This is a genomic window from Aliidiomarina quisquiliarum (assembly GCF_023922585.1).
Taxonomy (GTDB): domain Bacteria; phylum Pseudomonadota; class Gammaproteobacteria; order Enterobacterales; family Alteromonadaceae; genus Aliidiomarina; species Aliidiomarina quisquiliarum.
The window spans coordinates 124,231-147,769 of sequence record NZ_JAMFTN010000014.1 but is presented as its reverse complement, the minus strand read 5'-3'; the positions used below and the strand labels follow the sequence as shown (position 1 = coordinate 147,769).

At 47.3% G+C, this 23,539-nt stretch carries 23 protein-coding genes and 1 tRNA gene; 8 read left to right on the top strand and 16 right to left on the bottom strand.

Annotation, left to right across the window (positions count from 1 at the left end; all coding sequences use genetic code 11):
* Positions 1-37 precede the first annotated feature (37 nt).
* The 4 genes from M1L23_RS03380 to M1L23_RS03365 all read left to right on the top strand — a co-directional run bounded on the left by M1L23_RS03380 (position 38) and on the right by M1L23_RS03365 (position 4,265).
* Positions 38-1,216: an MATE family efflux transporter gene (locus M1L23_RS03380; RefSeq protein WP_252625674.1), complete on the top strand. Its 1,179-nt coding sequence runs from the start codon at positions 38-40 to the stop codon at positions 1,214-1,216.
* Positions 1,217-1,342: 126 nt separating this feature from the next.
* Entirely contained in the window at positions 1,343-1,870 is a 528-nt protein-coding gene (locus M1L23_RS03375) for a hypothetical protein (protein WP_252625673.1), read from the top strand.
* 12 nt (positions 1,871-1,882) lie between these two features.
* Entirely contained in the window at positions 1,883-3,400 is a 1,518-nt protein-coding gene (locus M1L23_RS03370; protein WP_252625670.1) for a molybdopterin-dependent oxidoreductase, read from the top strand.
* A 34-nt stretch (positions 3,401-3,434) separates the two neighbouring features.
* On the top strand, positions 3,435-4,265 hold the full coding sequence (locus tag M1L23_RS03365) for a hypothetical protein (RefSeq protein ID WP_252625669.1): 831 nt from the start codon (positions 3,435-3,437) through the stop codon (positions 4,263-4,265).
* 25 nt (positions 4,266-4,290) lie between these two features.
* Here the strand turns inward: M1L23_RS03365 and M1L23_RS03360 are convergent, their stop codons facing one another.
* The gene (locus M1L23_RS03360) at positions 4,291-5,346 is read right to left on the bottom strand and encodes a sensor domain-containing diguanylate cyclase (protein ID WP_252625668.1); all 1,056 of its coding nucleotides are present in this window, start codon (positions 5,344-5,346) and stop codon (positions 4,291-4,293) included.
* 353 nt (positions 5,347-5,699) lie between these two features.
* On the opposite strand from M1L23_RS03360, the gene M1L23_RS03355 reads away from it, so the two are divergent.
* Positions 5,700-5,776: transfer RNA gene (locus M1L23_RS03355), tRNA-Val, on the top strand.
* Between the two features lie 176 nt (positions 5,777-5,952).
* On the opposite strand, the gene M1L23_RS03350 is transcribed toward M1L23_RS03355, so the two are convergent.
* The 6 genes from M1L23_RS03350 to M1L23_RS03325 all read right to left on the bottom strand — a co-directional run bounded on the left by M1L23_RS03350 (position 5,953) and on the right by M1L23_RS03325 (position 8,988).
* Positions 5,953-6,255, bottom strand: a complete 303-nt coding sequence (locus M1L23_RS03350) for a type II toxin-antitoxin system RelE/ParE family toxin (protein WP_256473582.1) — start codon at positions 6,253-6,255, stop codon at positions 5,953-5,955.
* A complete protein-coding gene (locus M1L23_RS03345) occupies positions 6,255-6,533 on the bottom strand; it encodes a type II toxin-antitoxin system Phd/YefM family antitoxin (RefSeq protein WP_252625662.1) in 279 nt (92 codons plus the stop codon). The genes M1L23_RS03350 and M1L23_RS03345 overlap by 1 nt, the downstream gene beginning before the upstream one ends.
* A 154-nt stretch (positions 6,534-6,687) precedes the next feature.
* Complete coding sequence (locus M1L23_RS03340) at positions 6,688-7,233, bottom strand: hypothetical protein (protein ID WP_252625660.1); 546 nt, start codon at positions 7,231-7,233, stop codon at positions 6,688-6,690.
* 95 nt (positions 7,234-7,328) lie between these two features.
* Positions 7,329-7,733 carry a hypothetical protein gene (locus tag M1L23_RS03335; RefSeq protein ID WP_252625659.1) on the bottom strand — a complete coding sequence of 135 codons (405 nt, stop codon included), beginning with the start codon at positions 7,731-7,733 and terminating at the stop codon, positions 7,329-7,331.
* A gap of 91 nt (positions 7,734-7,824) precedes the next feature.
* Complete coding sequence (locus M1L23_RS03330; RefSeq protein WP_252625657.1) at positions 7,825-8,370, bottom strand: hypothetical protein; 546 nt, start codon at positions 8,368-8,370, stop codon at positions 7,825-7,827.
* A 90-nt stretch (positions 8,371-8,460) separates the two neighbouring features.
* Entirely contained in the window at positions 8,461-8,988 is a 528-nt protein-coding gene (locus M1L23_RS03325; protein WP_252625656.1) for a hypothetical protein, read from the bottom strand.
* A gap of 336 nt (positions 8,989-9,324) precedes the next feature.
* Between M1L23_RS03325 and M1L23_RS03320 the strand changes: the two genes are divergently transcribed.
* Positions 9,325-10,086: an SIMPL domain-containing protein gene (locus tag M1L23_RS03320; RefSeq protein WP_252625655.1), complete on the top strand. Its 762-nt coding sequence runs from the start codon at positions 9,325-9,327 to the stop codon at positions 10,084-10,086.
* Here the strand turns inward: M1L23_RS03320 and trxC are convergent, their stop codons facing one another.
* From trxC to M1L23_RS03295, 5 genes are all read right to left on the bottom strand, one after another.
* Entirely contained in the window at positions 10,087-10,548 is a 462-nt protein-coding gene (gene trxC, locus M1L23_RS03315) for a thioredoxin TrxC (RefSeq protein WP_252625653.1), read from the bottom strand.
* 85 nt (positions 10,549-10,633) lie between these two features.
* Entirely contained in the window at positions 10,634-12,316 is a 1,683-nt protein-coding gene (locus M1L23_RS03310) for an acyl-CoA dehydrogenase family protein (protein ID WP_252625652.1), read from the bottom strand.
* A 118-nt stretch (positions 12,317-12,434) separates the two neighbouring features.
* Positions 12,435-13,817, bottom strand: a complete 1,383-nt coding sequence (locus M1L23_RS03305) for an MBL fold metallo-hydrolase (protein ID WP_252625651.1) — start codon at positions 13,815-13,817, stop codon at positions 12,435-12,437.
* 59 nt (positions 13,818-13,876) lie between these two features.
* The gene (locus M1L23_RS03300; RefSeq protein ID WP_252625649.1) at positions 13,877-15,655 is read right to left on the bottom strand and encodes a putative bifunctional diguanylate cyclase/phosphodiesterase; all 1,779 of its coding nucleotides are present in this window, start codon (positions 15,653-15,655) and stop codon (positions 13,877-13,879) included.
* Between the two features lie 158 nt (positions 15,656-15,813).
* Positions 15,814-17,874 carry a putative bifunctional diguanylate cyclase/phosphodiesterase gene (locus M1L23_RS03295; protein ID WP_252625647.1) on the bottom strand — a complete coding sequence of 687 codons (2,061 nt, stop codon included), beginning with the start codon at positions 17,872-17,874 and terminating at the stop codon, positions 15,814-15,816.
* A gap of 332 nt (positions 17,875-18,206) precedes the next feature.
* Here M1L23_RS03295 and M1L23_RS03290 point away from each other — a divergent pair, with 332 nt between their 5' ends.
* Both M1L23_RS03290 and M1L23_RS03285 read left to right on the top strand, forming a co-directional pair.
* Positions 18,207-19,124 carry a sensor domain-containing diguanylate cyclase gene (locus tag M1L23_RS03290; protein ID WP_252625646.1) on the top strand — a complete coding sequence of 306 codons (918 nt, stop codon included), beginning with the start codon at positions 18,207-18,209 and terminating at the stop codon, positions 19,122-19,124.
* A 73-nt stretch (positions 19,125-19,197) separates the two neighbouring features.
* Positions 19,198-20,034, top strand: coding sequence for a TlpA disulfide reductase family protein (locus M1L23_RS03285; RefSeq protein WP_252625644.1), 837 nt, complete (start codon positions 19,198-19,200; stop codon positions 20,032-20,034).
* Here M1L23_RS03285 and M1L23_RS03280 read toward each other — a convergent pair whose 3' ends face one another.
* The 4 genes from M1L23_RS03280 to M1L23_RS03265 all read right to left on the bottom strand — a co-directional run bounded on the left by M1L23_RS03280 (position 20,035) and on the right by M1L23_RS03265 (position 23,521).
* Complete coding sequence (locus M1L23_RS03280; RefSeq protein WP_252625642.1) at positions 20,035-21,204, bottom strand: vWA domain-containing protein; 1,170 nt, start codon at positions 21,202-21,204, stop codon at positions 20,035-20,037. It lies immediately after the preceding gene.
* Positions 21,205-22,074: an AAA family ATPase gene (locus M1L23_RS03275; RefSeq protein ID WP_252625641.1), complete on the bottom strand. Its 870-nt coding sequence runs from the start codon at positions 22,072-22,074 to the stop codon at positions 21,205-21,207.
* Positions 22,075-22,135: 61 nt separating this feature from the next.
* Positions 22,136-22,339, bottom strand: a complete 204-nt coding sequence (locus M1L23_RS03270) for a DUF3185 family protein (RefSeq protein WP_252625639.1) — start codon at positions 22,337-22,339, stop codon at positions 22,136-22,138.
* A 120-nt stretch (positions 22,340-22,459) separates the two neighbouring features.
* The gene (locus tag M1L23_RS03265) at positions 22,460-23,521 is read right to left on the bottom strand and encodes an alpha/beta hydrolase (RefSeq protein ID WP_252625638.1); all 1,062 of its coding nucleotides are present in this window, start codon (positions 23,519-23,521) and stop codon (positions 22,460-22,462) included.
* Positions 23,522-23,539 lie beyond the last annotated feature (18 nt).

Below are 23,539 nucleotides of genomic sequence, written 5' to 3'. Positions count from 1 at the left end.
ACCGCTTTATAAACTAGCTCAACACAAACCACCCGCAGTGGCCACTACCGTTATGGTGGTGCTGCTGGCCTTTGTGATGGGGGTAAATAACGCCACGCTCACGGTATTTGCGCAGCTAAAAGGAGCCGGTAATAAGGCAGAAATAAGCTCTTACCTGAGCGCCTTCACCATTTTATTAACGGTGCTGTCGCTGGCTATTGGCCTTGCGGGTTACTTTCTTACTGAGCCGCTGCTGGTATTGCTGAACACGCCGGCTTCGATTATTGCTAGCGCTAAGCAGTATCTACAAATCATGTTTATCGGCACCCTCTTTCTTACTGGCTACAATTTCATTGGCAGTTTGCTGCGGGCCTTTGGCGACAGTAGAACGCCTATGTACTTCGTGCTGTTGGCAGCGGTGCTAACGGCTGTGCTTAACCCACTCTTAGTTGCTGGCTTTGATATGGATATCGCCGGCGCTGCCTGGGCGATGATTTTGGCTCAGACACTCGCATTTTTATATAGCCTGTACTATTTGTCCGGCAAACCAGAAACTGGGCTGCCTGCCTTCCGATTGCAGCGCCCCAAGCCCGCTGAAATACGCACCATTTTACATTTGGCCGTACCCTCAGGTATACAAATGATTGTTATTTATGCTGGTATGGCGGTTATTCTTTCCTTGGTGAACAGCTTTGGCGAAGACGTGGTCGCTGGGTTTGGAGCAGCGCAGCGTTTAGACAATATTATCTTGCTGCCTGCTATTGCCTTAGGTGCCGCAGTGAACGCCATGGCCGCGCAAAATATTGGTGCGAAAAAGTGGGAACGGGTCGCACAAATTTCCAAAATTGGTATTCTTTACAACATAGTGATTATGGGTATGTTTGCCGCAGTGCTGTTTATTTGGGCCGAGCCACTAGTAAAACTATTTATTAGCGACGAAGGCAGCGTGGCATTTGGCGTTTCATACCTGCGCACCATCGCCCTGTTCTATCCTTTTATTGGGTTAAACTTCATTCTGAACGGGGTGGTGCGGGGCGCAGGCGCCATGTTCCAGATCCTCGCGCTGAATATTATTTCGCTGTGGTTGTTGCGCGTGCCGCTCGCCTATTGGATGACTTCCATGTACGGCGAAATAGGCATTGCTCTTGGCATCGGCATTAGTTTTCTTATCAGCAGCCTGTTTTCTATTGCCTATTACCGCTGGGGCGGCTGGCGAAACAAGTTACTCTTTACCTAGAGCAGCGTTGTTGAACAAGCCACACCAAGGCATTTGCTAACCAAGTCGTATTGGCTTAGAGTTTTCTATCAATGGCCTGCACACTGGCCGGCGATTAATGTTCTTCAATGGAGGCAGTATTTAGAAATGGAAGACGAAAACTCTCCTGCTTTACGTGCTGGTGTCGACTTTCGCGGCACCCAAAACGCGACGCAGCCAGTACTTAATCATATCAAGCCGGGCCAGAAGCGCGCTCCGTTGTTGCGCTACATCCGTATCAACCTACCACTAACCACGCGGCTTCTAATGGTCGCCATAATCGCTATCATCGGTGGTGCTTCGGCGGTTGTGGCACTATCGAACCACGAGCCATTTCTTTTTGCCAACCCGCTTCTGTGGGGTGTTTCTGGGGCTGCTGCCGTATTCGTCGCCGTGGGTTTGCTAACCTCGGTCCGTATCTGGAAGTGGGGGTTATTCGTCGCACTGTCGTCTCTACTGGTGTACATGGGCGGGCTGCTGGGCAATGCGCCTTATGTTTGGAATGGGGCTAGTGTGGTTACCGCCGCTACATGGAATGTAACGCTGTTTGCCTCTATCGCCTATATGGTGCTTTTTTGGGCGCTTCAATACGGGATGATCGTTGCTGCTCCCGACAACCAACATTTTATGGACTAATAAGGTTTTTTAATGGATCTCGGATTTCCGTGGTGGCTTCGTGTGGAGCATTTCCTCAATATCATCTTTATTTCATTTCTTGTGCGCTCTGGCCTCGAAATTCTGGGTACCTACCCGAAGCTTTACCGCTCGCAGCATACGGTGCCGGGCTCATCCTGGGCGCAGTTTACCGTTCAAGATGAAGCCAAGCATAAGTACTACACTGTGGGCGGCGAGTACAGCGACTATTCCCCGCGCATTTCGCTGCCCGGGCGTGGGCTACTGGGCCTTGGCCGTTACTGGCATTTTATGGCCGTAACGGGCTTTGTTACCTGCTGGGTTATTTACTTCGTGTTACTACTGGCGACCGGTCAGTGGCGCCGCTATGTGCCCACCAGTTGGGACACGTTTTCACAGGCGGGCCAAGATATGCTGGCCTACCTTGCTTTCACCATGCCCCAACCCGTCGATGGCATGGTGTTTAATGCCCTGCAACAACTGTCGTACGGCTTCGTTATATTAATACTAACGCCTTTGGTTATTCTTACTGGCGCATTTCAGTCGCCGGCCATTGCCAACCATTTTTCACGCATTACCCGTGCACTCGGTGGCCGCCAAGTGATCCGTACCACCCACTTTCTGTGCCTGGTTGGTTATGTGGCTTTTTTCATCATCCACGTACCGTTGGTTTTTCTTCATGGCTACCTGCACGAAACATCAAAGATGGTATTGGGGCACTCGAACAGCCCTGTTTTAGGTGGTGTTATTTTTAGCATTGGCCTCGTGCTTGTTATTGTTCTGCATGTGGTGGCCACGCGCTGGACCTTGGCCGACGGCCGTGCCGTTGAGAAATGGCATAACCGAATTGTGCGGCCATGGTCGAATTTGCTTTATAAGCTGCCCGCGCGTATGCACTACGACCGCTCTAATATCACCGGTAAAGACGTGGGCCTTGCCAACACTACCCATAATTTCCGTGGCAGCGGCCGGCCGCCAGAAACCGAAGAATACCTGGCGCTGATGGCCAACTGCTATGAAGACGACTACGTACTCGAGATCGGTGGCTACGTTGAACGGCCAATAACACTAACCATTGCCGAGCTTCGTGAACTGGCCGCCGGCCACTCACAAACCACCCTGCACCACTGTGTGCAGGGCTTTACTTCCATTGGACGGTGGCGCGGCATTACCGTGTCGGCCCTTTTAGAACTGGTTAAGCCCTTGCCCGGCGCCTCTGACGTGGTGTTTACCAGCTTCCAAAATATGGGTCGCGATGACGCTCTATACGAGGGAGGCACCTACTACGTGTCTGCCCCAATGATTGAGGCGCGAATGCCGCAAACGCTGATTGCCTTTGAACTTAACGACGAAGGGGAAATTCCGGCTAAAAATGGTGGGCCAGTGCGGCTGCGGCTAGAAAGCTCTACTGGGTTTCGCAGTTTGAAATGGTTAGAGCGTATTGAAGTGGTTAACCGCTACGATATTATCCTTGAAGGCCGTGGTGGTTACTTTGAAGACACGGATTTTTACGACCGCAACCAGCTGATTTAATCGTCTGTAATAAGAAAAGGAAATCGCTGTTATTATGTCTAAAAAAAATATAACACAGAAAAAAGCACGCCCACGCACCCAAGCCGAACTCGACGCTTACATGGCCGCACGGCCCAGACCAGTGCGTAAAACCTATGAGGGCATGTACCCGCTGCACGAAGACCTTGAACTGTCGGACGAACAGGTTCAGATTGTGTTGGACTACCTGCAAGAGGTGAACTTTCATTTGCCCGGCGCTGCTGCCCATGAATTTATCGTCGTACGTTGGGCACGCTACACCGGCTTTCAGTTTATGCAGGAACCTCTAGAAGCCTATGCCATTGGCCTGCGCTGTACCAAACCCGGCTTGGAAAACCAACACACCTTTATTCGTATGTCTTGGGGCCAGTTGATGGGCGATCCCGAAGCTGTTCGCTTACCGGTGAACGAGCCGGTGCTGGCCAGCGATATGATGACCCTCGCCCGCTACCGCGATACCCGCACTGGCCCTTCGCGCACAGGTCTTAATGCCTATGCAAGCACCGATAGTTCTGAAACTGAGCCTGTGCCAGGCGTCGATTTCGACCTGAAGCTGTTAAATGGCGCACTCGATGACGTGCTAGAGCAGCACCTTAGCGGCAAAGGGCGTGAAATGAACTCATGGTGGGATCCCGCACTGAATTGGGGCGTTGCACTAGCTGGCCGTTACCCGCGCCTAAAGTACTTTGCAGCTCAGGGTCGCCTAGATGAGCCAAGCTTAGCTGCTTTACACGCCTTCGAAGCACGGGCAGCGCAAGCGCAAACAGCGTTACAGGAGCTCGGTTTGGCCACGCCTGCAGCCGTTGCTGAGTCAGCGGTTCAAAACCAAATTGCGCGGCTCCGCTGACCTTAAATGCACGCAATAGCTTTAATCATGCTGAAGATTGGCTTGGATGGTTCGCATGATAAGCACATTTGTTTGTATACATTTTCTTATCTGCTTGGCTTAGCAATTGCTCCTCCGTTGTACCATCTTCAGGGTACAACGCAGCACCCTGGCTCACATGACAGTGCAACTCATAGTCGTTAATATGAAACGGCTCAACCATCACTTCTTCAATACGCCCCATTGTTTGCTTTACGCCATAGATATTTTTCGTTTGAGCCAATAGAACCACAAACTCATCGCCACCAATACGAGCAAAAGTATCCGTGTCTCTTAATTGCTTTTTAATTCGCGCGGTAACCTGCTTCAGTAATATATCGCCCACTTCATGTCCGTAGGTGTCATTTATTTGTTTAAAGCCATCAAGGTCGATAAATAACACTGCAAATGTGTCGTTGTTGCGCTCCGCTAGGGCAAGAGCCTGCTTTATATGGTCATGTAATACTAAGCGGTTCACAAGGCCAGTGAGACTGTCGTGGTGTGCAAGGTATGCAACCTTTGTTTCAGCAGCTTTTCGTGCAGAAATATCTGTCAGCAAATTGAGCGTTGCCGGTTGCCCACCCCAAACAATGGCAACACCACTAAGTTCAATCGGGTAACTGGTACCATCTTTTCTTAAAAATAAGCTTTCATAGCGTTGTGGTGCCTCTTTCCCGGCTACTCGACGTTGATAGTTCGCCATCATTTCTTCCTGTGCAGACGGGTGAATAAGAGGCAAGAAAGAAGGCAAAGCTTTCAGCTCGTTTTCCGTATAACCACTCATTTCACACATACGCGGGTTCAGGTAAACCAAGCGTGCGTTTTGCACCACAGCAATTCCTTCATGGGCTGTTTCCACCAAATAAAGAAAAGAGTCTGCCCCCTCACGGAGCTCCTGAAGCAACGTTTCTTGAACTTGCCTCCCTCGGCGGTAACGTGCAAAACTCCATAACCAAGCCAACAATAAAAGCACTAAAACAAGCGCACCACCCCAGAATAAAGGCAAACTAACGTAGTAGCCTGATTCGATTAAACCTGCTGGAACTTGAGTGCTATTTTCCATAAACGTGCTCTTTAAAAGTTATTATGATGCAGCCGTAGCAAATCCTAGAAGAACGCCGCCCTCTAAGCATTGAGACGTTTGAAGCCTCTTTCTTAAACTAATACAGCCGATTGTATTTTTAAAGATTTTTTATAAAAAAGTTCGTTTAAAGTGAAGTTTAAATTAATGAAATGCTATAAGTTCTTCTAACGCTAGAAGGCCCGCCTCGGCTTTGCCGCGCTGCACAAATACGGTTTCCTTCCCCCACACCCCAGCAAACAGTTCAAATTAGCGTCAAACGATACTTTGCAGGCAGAAATCACTTGCAACGCCCAGCTGAAATGCCTAGTATAGCCACCGCTTACCTAAGCAGTGCGTCCTTAGCTCAGTTGGTTAGAGCACCACCTTGACATGGTGGGGGTCGGTAGTTCGAGTCTACTAGGACGCACCACCTTTCTTCTCTTATAAAACCTTTGTTAAATCAATAGCTTAGTTCGCCTTCAGCTCTGTATTCCTTCGCCTATTCTAGCCTCTGAATTTTTAGTGGTGGCCAAGTTTGTAGTTTAGGTATGAAATTTCACATCGAAAAAAGTTAAGGCGACCGCAGGGAGCGTGTTAATGGTCTGGTTAAGTTTCTTCATCGCCAACCTCATGCATCCGCAATAACTGACTGCTGCGCCGTACAGTCAGAACATCAATCTGCTCTGTGAAGCTGTAAATAATCCGATATGTTCCAAATATTACCTCCCTAATGCGACGTCCGCCCACCTCAGGAACGATGCGTCCGCTTTCAGGGAAGTCAGCCAGCCGCTCCACTGTGTCAAATATGCCTTCAACCCACTCAACCGCAGCACTGGGCTTATCTTCTGCTATATACTGGGCGATATCCTCAACACGTTCCAAGGCAAGAGGGGACCAAACAACCCTCATTATGCCAGCCTGCCCAGAACTCGTGATTTTGCCTGCTCATGAGAAATACCTTCCCCGTTGGCCAGTTGCTCTTCAGCTTTATAGATTTCCTCCAACAGCTCCAGCCGCCCCTGCATTCTTTCATATTCCTGGACGCCCACCAACACAGCAACTCCACGCCCCCTCTGCGTAAGCACCATAGGGCGGCGGGTTTCATGGATCTGCTTTACAAATGTGGCTACGCCCGCCCGGAACTCGGAAAGGGGGAGGATATCTTCATCGACGCGAATTCTTGACATGGGATTCACCTACGTACATTTAGTTGTACCATTAAGTGTACGCCCGTACTTTGATGTTGGCAAGGAAGGCTGCTAAGAAACATAACGCACGCCTGAACGGCGAGCAACTTGTTGCGAGTCCAGCGGCCGTAGGCCGCGATGTTTAAGGCGCTTGTTAGGTACGATATTTATTGAATTTACTCCAAACAGAGGAAGACCCCGCAACGGGAACAACCATTAGAAGCATACCAGCAACAGAACTTTCAGAACTGAGAAGCAAGTTACCGTCTATAGTTTCCACGAGCCTAAATTGCTTAATCTGTGTTCCTAAAACTATTGCCCCTGCTTCACCACCAGTAATTACGCGGTCTTTACTTGATATCAAGGAGCCATTGTTACAGTCTAGGTTAATTAGTGTTTCAGCGATTTGAACATTGTTTTCTGAAATTGCCTTTATCAAATAACTTTCATTTTCACGCACCTCAAAAGTGATAAATTCGACTTTAGAGTGTTCGACTTGAGTGGATTCAAAAAAATAAGCCGACAGGTGAGTTTTGTATGTCCGCTCATTAAGGAAGTATTCGCCATTATTTTTATAAAACCCTTGGAGCCATAAACAACTTTCATTGGCTTTTTGAACCTCCCAATTCTCAGGATATGGTTGGTGAGATGAGCAACCAGAAAGAAAGATCGTGAAGTATGTAAGAACGACTAAACGCATGATTTATCCTGAGTACCTAACGCTTGCAGCACAGGCCGAAACCTGCGCAGCGGTTGAGGTCCAGGCCACGCAGTGGCCGATTGTGGCTGCACTTGTTATACATTATTCCTTAACTTATTAATTTTATTACTTATTGAGTCAGTCGTGTCCGTAGTCCAGGTGAGCGGGTAGTAATTGAAACCTTTCAAAAATAAATCTAGCGCCTCTAACACGGCAGTTTTATTAATATATTCGTTAGAATTAGCAAATGTTATTATCGAATGAATGATTACGGAGATTTCATTGTCTATTGAAGACACGGCATTTAATGCGCCTTCCTCAAAAGCTTTTTTTCGGGTAATCGCTAGAAAATTTACAAAATGAAGTTGTTGCCCAAAAGACAACTTAGCTAATTCAGTATAAATAAATTTCTCTTGCTCCTCTGACATTTTCGGCTCACAAACATCTGCATTTACCTGCCAAGCGAGAGAAAAAAGAATTAAGAACCAAACCGACTTCATTGAACTGTCCACCTTGTATAACGCCCACATTTGCGGCTGGTTTGGAGCGCAGCGGAAAACCAGTCCGCCAACATGTGCTTGTTAGGCAATTTCATTCACTCCACTTGGCCTTGATGTGTTTTCCAGTGCCTTTTCCAAAGCTCTTTCGATCGATCATTTTTGCTTTAAACTCGAAATCCTTGCTGATTTTCACGATAAGAAGTTTGCTGAAATTGCCGGCCCGTTTCACTAGGACGGCATTGCCGGACTTAAATGGGCTAATTGTTTTTATTTCGACGAAATCGTTTCCCAATTTCCCATCGGAGCCTTGTGTATAAGGCTTATGCCTTTTGATTCCGTATTTAGCTTCACCGTATAGCTCGCCAAGCTCTCCATAAATTGGCAGATGCCGACCTGTGACTTCGAAGTAATTTCTTGCGGTTTCAACCAATTCATCTAGCAACTCCCAAAGCTCTAGAGTCGTTGGGTTCTTTGGCTCACTATCAAAATCCCAGCCCGCTTCATCGTCAACAAACTCAGCGATGTTGTCCCAATCGCCTTGCTCCCAAGGGTTATAGCCACAGGCAGCAGCATCCGCTATCTGCTCTGGGCTAAAGCCCTCGTTATGCATATCGTGCAGAAAGTCCCAGTCGCTCATATGTTCCTCTTGCCTAACGCCGCGCACACCGGCGCGAGCTTGCGAGCGTCCGACAGCCGAAGGCTGTGTAGTGCTGCGCCTGGTTAAAAGTCATTTCGCTCCGAGTCCTCTGAGTTTATACACGAGGTTCACCAGAGCTCGTGATTGAAGAAATAGGTACAGCCCAATAGATAGCTCTATTGCCCTGGACACTGTATATACTAGGTGCTCAAGACCCGCGGTATCATTGTAAAACTCGGGCATGGCGAAGGCTTGCCAGGCAAGTACACTGTGCTGGAACACCATGGGCAAGGAGTAAGCCACAACGTACACCCCTAAAATACTCAATGCGGCGGACTGAAAACCCTTTGCGTTATGCACAACTTCTACAGATGGTTCTTCTGTTCTTGGCGTCAATAGCCTTGCGAGCCTAACGGGAAAAATAATCAGTATGATAGCCGCAATAAAATAGACTAAGACGAAACCTCCTGCGACGAAGTAATATGAATTATCATCAGGGAACTGGGATTGGTACATTGGTAATGAGCCATAAGCCATTGCTAGGCTCTGAATCCCCTTCAGAATCCCGTAGATCCCTACAAGCCTTAAACCTACCGATAGAATCTCTATTGTCTTCATATTCTGTACTTTTAACATTTATATACTAGGCATGCATGGTGTATATACCGTACTAACCACCTGCAAGGCTGCATAATTACTAGCTTTTATTCGCGGGTGAGCTTAAAAAGCGAAAGTATAAACGTGCATGCACGTATATCTGATATAACAGGCATGCGTGTTAATAATTTGTAATGCATGATGCTATCGGAGCTATAAGCAAGAAGCAAGTAGATAGTATGCAACACGAGAGCAAACGAACATTTACTCTCCTAGCTGTTTTTGAACTCTTTACGCCTTGCGCTTTCTATATAATAAGATTCAGGTAAATTTTTACCTTGTTAGAAGGAATATATAATGTTACTGCGTTCAACCCATGTCTCTACTTTGTTACCAACTAAACTGCGCACAGCCACTGCCGCCCTGCTTCTGGCTGCTGCATTTGGCTTTGCGGCGGCGCCAGCCTTAGCTTCGATTCCTAATGGCCCGCACATAACTATTACTGGCTCGGGTGAAATACAAGCCAAACCAGATTCAGCGGTGTTGAGCTTGCAGGTGCGAGCTGAAAAAGACACCAGCTTGGCGGCGAAAGCGGTAGTTGACGCGCGAGTGAATAAATTATTGGCGGGCTTGGAGCGTTTTGGGGTGAGCGAAAGCGACATTTCTGCTTCTTCGTTAAGTACCGAGCAGAATATTCAGTACAACCGCGACGGCGAGAATAAAGTAATTGGTTACCGCGCACGCCGTACCTTAACGGTAACGCTGAACGACTTAAGCCAACTAAACGACTTTATGGACTTTGCCTTAAGCGTGGAAATTAATGAAATTAACAATATTCGTTTAACGGCCTCGAATGCCGACGAATTAAATGCGCAAGCGTTAGCGGCGGCGGTTGAAAATGCCAAGCAGCAAGCAGGCCACTTGGCAAAGTCGTTTAATGCCGAGCTGGGGAGTGTGTATAGCATTAATGCTGGCCAGGTAAGTTCGCGCTTCGCTTATGGTGCCCATGAAATGCGTATGGTGCAGGCCGACGTTGCTGCGCCGGGCCGTTACCTGGAAGAAACCATTACCTTTAACGCCAACATTAACGTGGTGTTTAACTTAGTGACTGGTATTTAGTTACAGAGAAAGCCCTTGTAATACTTGCTCAACCCACTGGTGCAATTGTTGCGGCGACATTACGCCCGCTTGGCGGGCTATTTCTTGGTCTTTATGAAATATAGCTACAGTAGGAATACTACGAATGTTGTAACGCTGCCCGAGTACGTTCTCGTTTTGTGTGTTTATTTTGGCAAAGCGTGCGCGCTCGGCAAACTGTGGCGCCACTTGCTCATAAAACGGCCCAAATTGCTGGCAAGGCCCACACCAAGGCGCCCAGAAGTCGACCACCACAGGCATGTCGCTGCTCATGTGGGCTTTGTAAGTTTCAATGGTTAATTCTAATGGCGTGCCTGTTATTAAGGCTTCTTTACACTGGCCACACTTCGGCTGCTCGCTCATACGCCCCGTTGCGATACGGTTCTTTTTGTGACAATGGGGGCAAGCTAAAATCATTGATTCAGGTTTATTTGTTGTAGACATAAAAAACGGCACTCCACTTATTAGTTTTTCTAGTTTGCTGCTCTATAAATTAGATATAGCTAATATTAGGGCGTACCGCTTTATTTCAAGGGCTGTATTTACCGCTCTCGTTAAAACCCGGCGCTGCGCGCTTAATAATGGCTTGGCAGTCGAGCCCGCTGGGCAAGTTGCCGTAGTTAAGCCCTGGCTGTAAGCGGCTGGCACAAAAGGCGTCGCTTATGGCTGCAGGGGCATGTTGCACAAGTAAACTCGCTTGTAAGGCCACCGCCATTCTGTCGGCAATATTACGGGCCTTATATTGCAGTTCGTCGCTGGTGTGCTTACGGCTAAACTCGCTCGCGAGCTGTTGCACATAGGTATCTAAAGCGGGATTACCGCCTTGGCCTTTGGCTACTTCGGCAAAGTAGGCTTCAAGTACTGTGGGTTCTTTTTCAATGGCGCGTAAAATGTCTAAGCACTGTACGTTGCCGCTGCCTTCCCAAATGGCGTTAATAGGCGATTCACGAAACAACCGAGCGGTTATGTGAGTGTCCATTACCCCCGAGCCGCCAATCACTTCCATGGCTTCATAGGCATGGTTGGGAGTGCGTTTACAAATCCAGTATTTACCAATTGGGGTTGCAATACGGGCTAATAAACGTTCGTGTTCATTGTCTTGCGAGTCCATGGCGCGTGCTATACGCATGGTATAGGTCATGGCGGCTTCGTTTTCTAAGGCCAAGTCGGCCAATACGTTGGCCATTAAGGGCTGCTCGCTTAAGGTGCCGCCAAAGGCTTTGCGGTTGCTGGCGTGGTGAATGGCTTGCACCACGGCTTGGCGCATACCCGACGACGAGCCAATCATGCAGTCGTAGCGGGTGGTCGATACCATTTCAATAATAGTACGCACGCCACGGCCTTCTTCGCCTACCATCCAGCCAAGCGCTCCACGCAATTCAACTTCTGAAGAGGCATTGGCCACATTACCCATTTTTACTTTTAGCTGCTGTATTTGCATTGGGTTTTTGCTGCCGTCGGCTTGCCAGCGCGGTACTAAAAAGCACGATAACCCCGTATCTGTATGCGCTAGCACTAAAAACACATCACACATAGGCGCCGACACAAACCATTTATGCCCCACTAATTCGTAAGCTTCGCCTGGCCCACCTTTACCCACCGGGTAAGCACGGGTGGTGTTAGCCCGCACGTCGGAGCCACCTTGCTTTTCGGTCATGGCCATACCCACGGTAATACCGCCTTTATATATATCGACAATGTTGCGTGGGTCGTATTCGCAGGCGGTAATGCGCGGGCCGAATTGCTGGAGTAAGTTCGGTTGGTGTTGTAACGCCGGAATAGCAGCAAAGGTCATCGTAACTGGGCAACCGTGGGCCGCTTCAACTTGCGTATGCATGTAGTATTTAGCCGCACGGGCCACATGGGCGCCGGGCTTAGGGTCTGCCCAAGGGCTAGAATGTAGGCCTTCTTCTATCGCTATGCGCATAAGCTCGTGATAAGCCGGATGATACTCAACCAGATCAATACGATGGCCGTACCGATCATGGGTACGTAATTCAGGTTTATGGGCATTGGCTTGAAAGCCCAGGGCAATACGCTCAGCCGTACCCGATTCTAGCCCAAAGCGGCGTAAGTCGTTGCTGGCCCAGTTGGCGCCTTCGCGCTCAACCGCACTTTGTAATGCGGTGTCGCTTTTAAATAGGTTATAGTTTTCCAGCATCGGTGGTTGGTTCAGCACCTGATGCGTGGTCGCATAAAATTTCGAGTTCATTATACGTCCTTCCTATTTATAGTTTTTATTATTGGAATTTAGTTTCTGTCTTACTCCTTACTTTAAATACTTTGCCTAGAAGCGCAAGTGCTCACCCAAAACACGGCTAAACTAGTATTCAGCTGGCAGCTGGTTCGTCCATATTATTCAAATGTAAAATACTCATATAGGCTGGTATATCAACATCAAAAGAGGTGTGTTGTAGAAGGTAGTCGCGCAATGCTTCTAGTGCGTTAGGCTCGCCATGTACTAGCTGAATATTGGTATTTGGCGATAGTTTCGACTTTGCTAACCAGCTATGCAAGTCTTTATAGTCGGCGTGGCCCGACAAACCGTCGAGTACTCGCACCTGTGCTTTCAAAGGCAACCATTCCCCATGCACTTTAATGGCACTAACGCCCTGCTGCATTTTGGCCCCGCGGGTACCACCGGCTTGGTGCCCCGTAAATAATACTGTGGTGCGGTGGTCACTTAACCAATGTTTAAAGTGGTGCAAAATGCGGCCGCCCGTCGCCATGCCACTGCCGGCAATAATAATATGCGGGCCTATTTGTTCAGCGATAGCTTTTGAGTCGTCGACACTGTGGGTATATTGAATAAGCTGCTGTGAACGTGCACATTCGGCAGCGGTAAGCTTATGGTAGTGATGGAATTCGCTATATATGTCAGACACGTTTATGGCCATGGGGCTGTCGAGGAACATAGGCACCCGTGGTATACGCTTGCTGTCCATAAGCTTAACCAGCATGTGTTGTAATACTTGAGCTCGGCCCACCGAAAAGCTAGGTATCAGCAACACGCCACCACTTTTCATGGTTTCGTTAACTACCTCTTCCAGCTGCTCAAACGGGTCTTCGGTGGTATGTAGTCTGTCACCGTATGTAGATTCTAATAATAAGGTGTCGACATTAGGCAAAGGCTCAGGGTCATGCATTAATATATCGTTGAAGCGGCCCACGTCGCCAGAAAAGCAAACGCGATGATTCCCATCGTCAATAATAATGCTGGCCGCGCCTAAAATATGCCCTACTGGGTGAAACTCAACGGTTAGGTCGCCCACTTTAAAGGTTTTATGGAATTCAACTGGTTTCAATAACTCCAGCGCTTCTGTGGCTATGCGGGCGTCGTATAAAGCTTGAGGCTCTTCATGGCGGCTAAGTTTGTATTTCGCATAGTACTTGGCGTCTTCTTCTTGAATTTTTCCAGAGTCGGGCCAAAGTATGCTGCACAATGCCGCAGTGGCTGGATGGGTGTACACAGGGCCACGAAAACCATGGCGGTACAATACGGGTATAAAGCCGGAATGGTCTAAATGAGCATGGGTAAGTAAAACAGCGTCAACGTCTTGAATGCCAAGTGGCAAGGGCTGCCAATTGCGGCGGCGTAACCATTTATAACCTTGAAATAAACCGCAATCGACTAATACACGTGTCGTTGCTGTTTCTACTAAATATTTCGAACCTGTTACTGTTTCAGTTCCACCTAAAAAAACGACTTTCATAATGCTAGGTCCTTTTTTTGTGCCGCAATAATTATGCTACATGGCTTAAACTATGTTCATTAACTGGTTAACCACGCCTGTTCAAAATCAAGCGCCGACACCGGTCGACCTAAGTGGAACCCTTGCAAATAGTCGCAGCCCAGCTCTTTTAATAATTCCATTTGCCCTGCTGTTTCTACTCCTTCAGCAATGGTGGTCATACCCATGCTATGGGCCATTGCAATAATGGCAGTTACTATAGAACGGTTTTGTTCGCTTTCTTCAATATTTCGAATAAAAGATCGGTCTATTTTCACCAACTGAATAGCTAATCTTTGAAGGTATGAAAGCGACGAGTAACCGGTACCGAAGTCGTCTACGGCTATGTCGAAGCCCTGGCGTTGTAATGTTTGGGTAACCACTAAGGCTTGTTCGGGTTTACGCATCATAACGCCTTCTGTTAACTCTAAGGTGAAGGCATGCGAGCCCACCAATTGGGTTAATTCAGTAAGCTTTTCCACTACGTCGGCACTTTCAAACTGCTGCGCCGACAAGTTAACCGACATACGGCCGGGAAATTTTTTCGCCCGTTGGCGCCATTCTATTAACTGTTCGCTCACAGAGCGTAAAACAAAGGCGTCTAATTCCTGTATCAGTCCACGCTCTTCCGCTAAAGGAATAAATTCTACTGGGCTAACTACCCCTAATTCGTCGTCGGTCCAACGGCACAAGGCTTCAGCCCCGTGCAATTTGCCGGTTTGAATACAAAATTGCGGTTGCAAATGAACCTCAAGCAAACCTTCGCGTATGGCGCTGGTTAAACGCGTTAAAATACGGTGTTTACGGTAAAGTTTTTCTGCCATCGAAGCGTCGTATATACACTGGCCAACCCCTTGTGTTTTAGCTTCATCAAGGGCAATACTGGCGTGTTGAAACAGCTCTGCGGCAGTGTCGCTGTCGTGTGGCAGTAATGCGGCACCCACATTAATGTCGATAAGAAACTGGCTTTGAGCAAAGCCAAAGGGCTCGGCAAACATGACTTCTATTTGTTCAACTAAGGTGCGCATTCTGCTTTGTGAAGCATTAGTGTCCACAATGGCGTATTCGTCGCTGGCTTGCCGAGCCACAAATACATTTGGGCCTGATAGTCTTTTCAAGCGCCCGGCCACGGCAACTAAAAGTTTGTCGCCCGTATGGTGGCCATGGGTGTCGTTAATTTCTTTAAACCGCTTTAAGTCGACAATAACCAAGCCTACTGCACATTGAGTTGAGTGGCTATTAGCCACTGCTTCATATAAGTAGTCTTGTAGGCAGGCACGGTTAGGTAACCCGGTGAGCCGATCTTGAAAAGCTAATTCGGCAATTCGTTTTTCGTTTTTATGGCGTTCCATTTCCGCGCCAATTTGGGACACGGCAATACGCAATACTTCACGGCCTATGTCGGCCCAGGTCATGGGCGAATTTTGTAAAATACAAAGAGTGCCAACACGTTCACCCGTAGGCGATACGATAGCCATACCCATATAGCTTTCAGCACCCAGCTGCTTCAATAAAATGTCGTTCGGAAAGCGGTCGCTCAGTTCGCTATTAAAAAAACAGGGTTCGTCTATTCCCACCTGCCCGCATGGTGTTTCACTTAAGGTATAGGTGAAGTTTTCAAGAGTGCGGCCTTGGGAACGCACGTTTAGGGTTCGTGCCTCGCGGCCCCGATTAATAACTTCAGCTAAAACCACATGGTCAACGTCTAAAATAGACTCAAGGCGCTCAATAAGCACTTCAAAAAAATTAGTTTTATTACTATTAGCAAGGGTATCTGCGAGTTCGCGGAAAACTTTTTCAGGACTTATGTCTGTATGCATAGTGTTTTTTCTTATCGTTCCCGATTGGCTCATTCATAATTAAACTAGTCACTTATAAATTAAAACATCCTTTTAAAGAAATTTCATTAATTTAACTTAACTACTGTACCGCACACCGATAACGAGCGCTATAAAGCATTTGCACAAAGCTGTATAACTTAGCTTTTTGTACCTCGTTCGTTATAGAATTCGCCCACCCATTGCACCATTTCCACTGGTTTGTGGAAGTAAAAGCCTTGCAAGTGGTCGCAGCCATGCTGCAAAACAAACTCGGCTTGAGCTAAAGTTTCTATGCCTTCGGCTACTGTTTGCATATTCATACCTTGCGCAAGTTTTATTATGGTTTTCAATAACTCTTGCTCTTGTTGTGTGCCATTAATACCTAAAATAAACTCTCGGTCTATTTTTAATTCGGATACAGGTAAGCGGTTTAGCCGACTTAAATTTGAATAGCCCGTACCGAAGTCATCGATTGAAAATATAACCCCATCGGCAGCTAATGTCGCCATTTTTTCACGCACTTTCACTTCATTTTGCAGTAGTAAGTTTTCTGTTATTTCTAGAGTAAGGCGATTTAGGTTAACTCCTGCCGTTGAAAATATAGTGCGCACTTGCTCTACAAAGCCGGCTTGTAAGAACTGTTTTGGGCTTACATTTACGGCAATACGAAACTCGGCGGGCAAGCCTTTTCGTTCTAATTTGGCTAGTAACTTGGCCACCGTCGTTAACATCCAACGCCCTAACGAGGCAATAAGCCCTAACTGTTCAGCAATTGGAATAAAACTTGCGGGCGACACTAAAGTACCGTCGAACCGGCGCCAGCGCATTAGTGCCTCGGCGCCTACCACTTGGCTACTGCCATTTACTTTCGACTGTAACCAACATTCTAATTCATTGCGCTGAACAGCTTGGCGCAAGCCCATTTCTAACTGGTAGTCGGCCAGCACGTTCGAGCTCATGCGCTCTTTATATATTGCCACCTGGTCGCGGCCCATATTTTTTGCTCGATGCAGTGCAGTTTCAGCATGCGACATTAATTCGCCACTGGTGGCCCCATGTATTGCCATACCAATGCTGGCGGTAACAAAGTGATTGTAGTCGCCTTTGGGAATTGCCTGGCGAATGCTATCTAGCATTAAATTTGCAATGTTCGTGCACTCGATAAGCTCTGTACCCTTGCCATTCATAGCAAACCAAAAGCGATCGCCAATGTCTTTAGCGAGTATACGATTAGGTCCAAGATGTTTTTTCAGCCGCTTGGCAATTTCAACTAATATTTGGTCGCCTATGTCATACCCATGCACAGCATTAATGCGGCTAAAATAGTCGAGGTTAATGGCCATAACACAGGTGGTTTGTTCTTTACTTTGTGCATTTACATATTGAATGAACTTGTAGCGGTTAGGTAATTGTGTGAGTTCATCGAAAAAAGACAGATTTTCAATACGCTCAGCAGCAGCTCGTTGCCTAGAAATGTCGCGTACAGTACCAATATACTCAATTTCACCATTAATCATGGCTTCTGTGACCGCTAGGTCGATGGGGAAAACCCTACCATTTTTATGCAGCGCTTCCACTTCACGGCCAATGCCAATAATTTTAGCAACGCGGGTGTCGCGATAGTTTTTTAAATACTGGTCATGATTCGCAGCATAAGGCTCGGGCATTAACATCTTGATGTTACGCCCTATAAGCTCTGCTGCAGTATAGCCAAACATTTTTTCTGCTGGCTCACTCAGTTGTCTTATAATGCCGTATTCATTAATAATAATAACCCCGTCGAGCAGGCTATTCAGCGTGGTGTTCAGCGCTTCGCGTTGCGAGGTCAATTCTGTAAGACGATCGCGTTTGGCGGTAATGTCCTGAGCCGCACCATAAACATAACGCACCTGGCCGTTTTCGAATTGGGCTTCGCCCATTACTGCCAACCACCGTAGTTCACCGCTCTCGGTGTACACCATAACCTCCTGAGAGAATGCCGTGCCTTGCTCGCTACAGGTTTTAATAAGATCTCGAATGAGCTCTTGATGTTCTGGGTGATAAAAGTTGATTGCGTCGTCTAAAGTTAACGGCGTACCCACTTCAACGCCAAAAATCACATAGGTTTGTTCCGACCAAAAAAAATCATTTTCTTTTCTATCAATAACCCAGCGGCCAACATTAGCCAAACGTTCCATGGTAGTAGCCAACTGCGGAAAGCGTATATTTATTTTGTTCATGTTGCGCCCTTACCCATTCACGCCGCTTTATGCTTATCGCCTCTAGCAAAACAGCTAATAACTACGTGTGACCAAGCATTGTTATCAATTTGCGTTACTTGCTATGCTACTTAAAAATTTAAGAACGTTTGAAGTGCAAAGCGCCACTCATTAGGCAATAATACCGCAGCCTTTATTAGTAGTTAGAATATTAACACAGCTTAGGCAGTTGCAACCCCAAAGAAGTAGCCCTTATGGTGTAGTTTGATTTAAATCAACTCTAGCTAAGCGACTGCAAGACAATTGCGCGCCATTCTAGTAATGTCGCTGCCAAAAATAATAGAGACTAGCAAATGGACTTATTCCGCCATTATGGCGATTTTCTCAACACCATTCCCGACGGTGCCATTGTAGTGACCAAGCAAGGCCAAATAAAGTTGGTTAACTCTTACGCAGCGGAAATGTTTGCTTATACTCCAGCCGAATTGGTGGGGCAGTCTCTTGATATATTAATCCCTAGTTCTTTGCGCGACGCTCATCAACGCCACACCCGTAATTTTTTCGATAAACCTAAGTCGCGCCCTATGGGTGAAGGCCTGCCTTTACAGTTTCTTGGCTTGCGTAAAGATGGCCGCCACTTTCATGTGGATATAACCATTAGCCCTTTAACTATTGAAGATCAGCAATACGCTGTTGCCATTATTCGCGACAGTAGCGAGCGCCAACGCACCGAACAACGTATTCGCCTTGAACTTGAAACCGAGCGGAACCGCGCCTTAACCGACGAATTAACTGGCTTAGCCAATAGACGCTTGTTTCATAAAATTCTTAATCAGTGTGTTAATCAGCATGCCACAGACGCTAGCCCTTTTGCCCTTGCTTACATTGACCTCGATAATTTTAAAGCCATTAATGACACCAACGGCCACCAAGTTGGCGACCAATTGCTCCAGCGTATTGCCGCAATAATGCAGCAAGCCAGCCGTGGTAATGACACCTTAGCGCGGTTAGGTGGCGACGAATTTGCCCTTATTATTCGCAACGTAACCCAACACGACGCTGAAAACATGTTGCATCGGCTGCACCAATTGGTAACTGAAACCTTAGTTGCCGAAAACATTCCTACTAGTATGTCTATTGGCTGGGCCCATAGTGCCCAACAAGAACTAGCCAGTTACCGCGACTTAATTCATGCGGCCGATGAAGCCATGTATGCGGCTAAACGCAGTGGAAAAAACACCATTTGCAATGCTGCCGACACAGTTAATTAAACCCTGTCCTGTAACCCATGTTAGATAATGCTAAAGTTGACCTTCTAACTCTAACCATTAGGAACGCTTTATTATGTCGATCAGTTTGGGGCCTTTTGGCTTTGCTGTTTCACACATTATTTTTTTTATTGCTTGTGCACTTGCCCTTGGCTTAGCGGCTTGGTTAGGGCGTAAACAAAAGGTTTCTATTGGCGACGCCGTATTTCGGGTATTAGCCGTTACCTTAATAGCCGCCCGCATAAGCTTTGTGCTGCGTTATTACGACCTGTACTTTCCTACCCCTTGGCAAATTTTCAACGTGCGCGATGGTGGCTTCGACTTTTGGAGTGGTGTTGCGGTGGGTACCCTAATGCTGGGCTGGGAAATGTATCGGCGGCGCAATACGGCTAAACCCTTACTTATTGCTAGCTTGGCGGGGTTGCTAGTGTTTGTAGGGTTACAGTTTGCCCATGACTTACAACGGGGCAATAAACCATACATTCCAGAACTAACATTGCAAAGCATGGCTCAACAGCCGGTAAAACTTGCTCAAGCTTATCAAGGCCAAGGCGTTATTATTAACCTGTGGGCAACATGGTGCCCCCCTTGTGTGCGTGAAATGCCATTGTTGATGGAGGCCGAGCAGCGCTGGCCCGATGTAGCTATTGTGCCGGTGAATCAGGGCGACAGTGCGGCGGCTATTTTAGCTTTTTTCAACGACCATGAATTAGTATTTAAACACGCGTTGATTGATCAAAACAGTGCTCTTTCAAATGCTGTAGAAAGTTTTGTGTTGCCAACCACGTTGTTTTTTAATGCTAAGGGCTTACTGGTTGACAGCCACGTAGGCGAACTTTCTGCGGCACGTTTAGCCCAAGGAGTGGCTAAAATAACCGCAGCAGTTTCAGAACCTAACCAGGCCAGCGACTAACTAGGCTAGCGCCTGTATCGCCTTTTGTAGCCCGGCAATGGTAAGTGGGAACATGCGCTGCTGCACTAACTCGTGCATCATGCTAATAGAATGATAGTAGTGCCAACGCTCTTGTGGTTGTGGGTTCAGCCAAGCCACTTTAGTGAAATGGTCGGTTAAGCGCTTCATCCATACGGCGCCTGGCTCTTTATTCCAATGTTCAACACTGCCGCCTGGGTAAGCTATTTCGTAGGGCCCCATGGTGGCGTCGCCAACAAATATCAGCTTGTAGTCACTGCTATAGCGGTTAATTAAGTCGGTGGTGGGAATGCTTTGTTGGTGCCTGCGCTTATTTTCTTTCCACACCGATTCATACACACAGTTATGAAAGTAATAAAACTCTAAGTGTTTAAACTCAGAGCGGGCCGCCGCGAATAAGGCTTCACACTCGTATATGTAGTCGTCCATAGAACCGCCCACATCGAATAGCAGTAGCACTTTTACAGCGTTATGGCGCTCAGCCTGCCATTGCAAATCAAGTAGGCCGCCCTTACGCGATGTGGCTTGAATTGTTCCGTCTAGGTCAAGTTCAGTGGCGGCACCGGTACGGGCAAAGCGCCGCAACGCCCGTAAAGCCACTTGAATACTGCGGTTATTAATCACTTCGTCCGTGTCGAGGTCGCGAAACTCGCGCTTGTCCCACACTTTCACCGCTCGCCGTGCATTACTGCCTTCTTGGCCAATACGAATACCTTCAGGATGGTAACCATAGGTGCCAAATGGCGAAGTGCCACCGGTTCCTATCCATTTATTGCCCCCTGCGTGGCGCTCTTGTTGCTCGGCTAGCCGCTCTTTAAATTGCTTTATCAGCTCGTCGAGGCCGCCTAAGCTTTGCAATTTAGCTTTGTCTTCAGCGGTTAGTTCTCGTTGCAGGCCACGCGCTAACCAGTCTTCTGGAATGGCGCTGGCAATGTCAACTTCTGCAACGCCTTCAAAGTAGTCGGCAAATGCCCGATCAAAACGGTCGTAATAGCTTTCGTCTTTCACCAATATGGTGCGTGACAATTGGTAGAATGCTTCTATGTCAGCAAAAATAACATTACGCTCAAGCGCTGCTAGCAAGTCGAGTAATTCCGTTATGCTAGTTTTAACCCCGTAGCGACGAACACAAAAGAAAAATTCAATCAGCATTTAGCGGCCCTGACGTCGCGCCATAAAGGCAAGCTTTTCAACCAGCTCTACATCTTGCTCATTCTTCAGCAAAGCACCAAACATAGGCATTAATCCGCCTTTTTGGTGCGCTTGCTGCAGCTGCTCTGGCTGCATGTCTTCTGCTAATAACAACTTCAGCCAGTCGAGCAATTCCGATGTGGATGGCTTTTTCTTTAAGCCCGGCGCTTCTCGTAGTTCAAAGAATACTTCCAAGGCTTGAGCCAATAGGCGCGGCTGAATATTTGGAAAGTGTACTTGCACAATAGCAGCAAGTATTTCTGCGTCGGGGAAGCGAATGTAATGGAAAAAGCAACGACGTAAAAACGCGTCGGGCAATTCTTTTTCATTATTAGAAGTAATGATAACAATGGGCCGCTGGGCTGCACGCACATGCTCGCCGGTTTCGTATACGTGAAATTCCATTTGATCTAACTCGTGCAGTAAGTCATTCGGAAATTCGATATCGGCTTTATCAATTTCATCAATAAGTAGTACTGGGCGCTGCTCGGCAGTAAATGCTTGCCACAGCTTACCCGGTTTTATGTAGTTACTAATGTCGTGCACTTTGTCGCTACCTAGCTGGCTGTCGCGCAACCGCGACACCGCATCGTACTCGTATAGGCCTTGCTGCGCTTTGGTGGTCGACTTAATGTGCCAACGTAATAAATTGGTGTTTAAGCTAGCGGCAAGCTCTTCAGCCAAACGGGTTTTACCAGTGCCTGGCTCGCCTTTTAGCAATAATGGTTTTTCCAGCGTAATGGTTGCGTTAACGGCAAGTGCCAGTTCGTTCGAAACAATGTAACTGTCGGTACTGGTAAACTGAGAAAGTGTTGAATGCGAAGATGACATAAAAAAGCCTCCCTAAAGAACAGAAGGCTTAATGATAACGTAACTTAAAAAACATTGAGGGTTATTTTTTGTTGGTAACGAATAAACCGCCTAAACCAATAACAATGGCCACGGCACCTGCAATAATAAATAAAATAGTATTGTCGGTAGGTTGATTGGTTACCATTTGGCTAACCTGCGATGATAATGATTGTTTCTCTTGCCAGCCAAAATATACCAAAATAATACCCACTACGAATATTGCTGCAAAAAGAACTCTTGTCATTTGTTTGCCTCGCTGCTGATTGATTATTATTTCTAGCTTTTTTGTCGCAAGTGACTGGAATGAAAAGTGTAGAGCATGGTTGGAATTAAGCAAACATACACTGCTTAACGGGTCATTTTTTCAATCCCAAAGCTTTACTCGCTTAGCTAGCTCACCTTTTTCTAGCCAGTTAGCAAACTGCTCGGCCATTTCATAGCCCGCATCAGTGGCTTGCTGCCAGTACTTTTGCCGTGGCTCTGGCGCTAAATTAGCAAAGTCATGCCGATCGGGAATTTTGCCATAGGGTAAGCGGTCGATAAATTCTTGTGTAGGCACAATATTAATCATGTTCGGCCACAATTTACCTGTCGACCGCCGCGGTAATTTTTTGTCGAACCAACCGGGAATAATTTCCCGTTGAAAGTGGGGGTATAAAATAAGCCCTTGCTGCTCACTTAAGTCGAGATCAAAATGGTAGTCGGTTACCCCACCGTCGCGGTATGTGCCTGGTGGTGCCCCTGGTATGTTTTTTACTCCTGCTAACACCATAGGTATCGAGCCGGTAGCCAGTAAAGCATAGTGAAAGTTTGCTTGGGTTAGTTTTATATGGCGGGTGGGTAAGTCATTCCAGCTTTTCCCTAGCGGCTTACTTGCTGGGTGATAAAACACCATTCGTTCGAAATGATGACCAAGAAATTTCCGCCTTAGCATATTTGCACTTGCTGCAGCTATTAAACTAAGACCTTGCACCGCACGGTTCTCAAAGGCACCAATACCACGGCTACGGGCCACTATCATGTGATGCCGAAACTCTGTTTGCTGCAGTATCTGGGCCACTGCTGTTGGGGGCACATATTCTTTTAGTAATTCAATGGCTTTATCGGTAATTTCTGCAACATCAGGTTTGTCGCTATACACCGTGGCCCGATACAGCTTAGAAAACAGCCTGCTTGCGGCGGCGGGGTCGGTTTGGCCAAGACTTGCAAAACGCCAGGCCCCGGCCGAGGTACCAAGTAAATTAAGCGCTGTAGTACGGCGTTTGAAGTAGTCGCCAAATAAAAAGTTGTCCAAGCCTTGTAGTACAAACCACTTAGGCCCGCCCGATGCGCCCAGCATTAATTGTATGTGGTCGGGTTGCAGCCCTTGCTCTTGAATATGTTGAAATGCTTGTTTGCCGGCTCTTACTTCAACCAGATCGGTCATGATAAATCCTTTATTTTG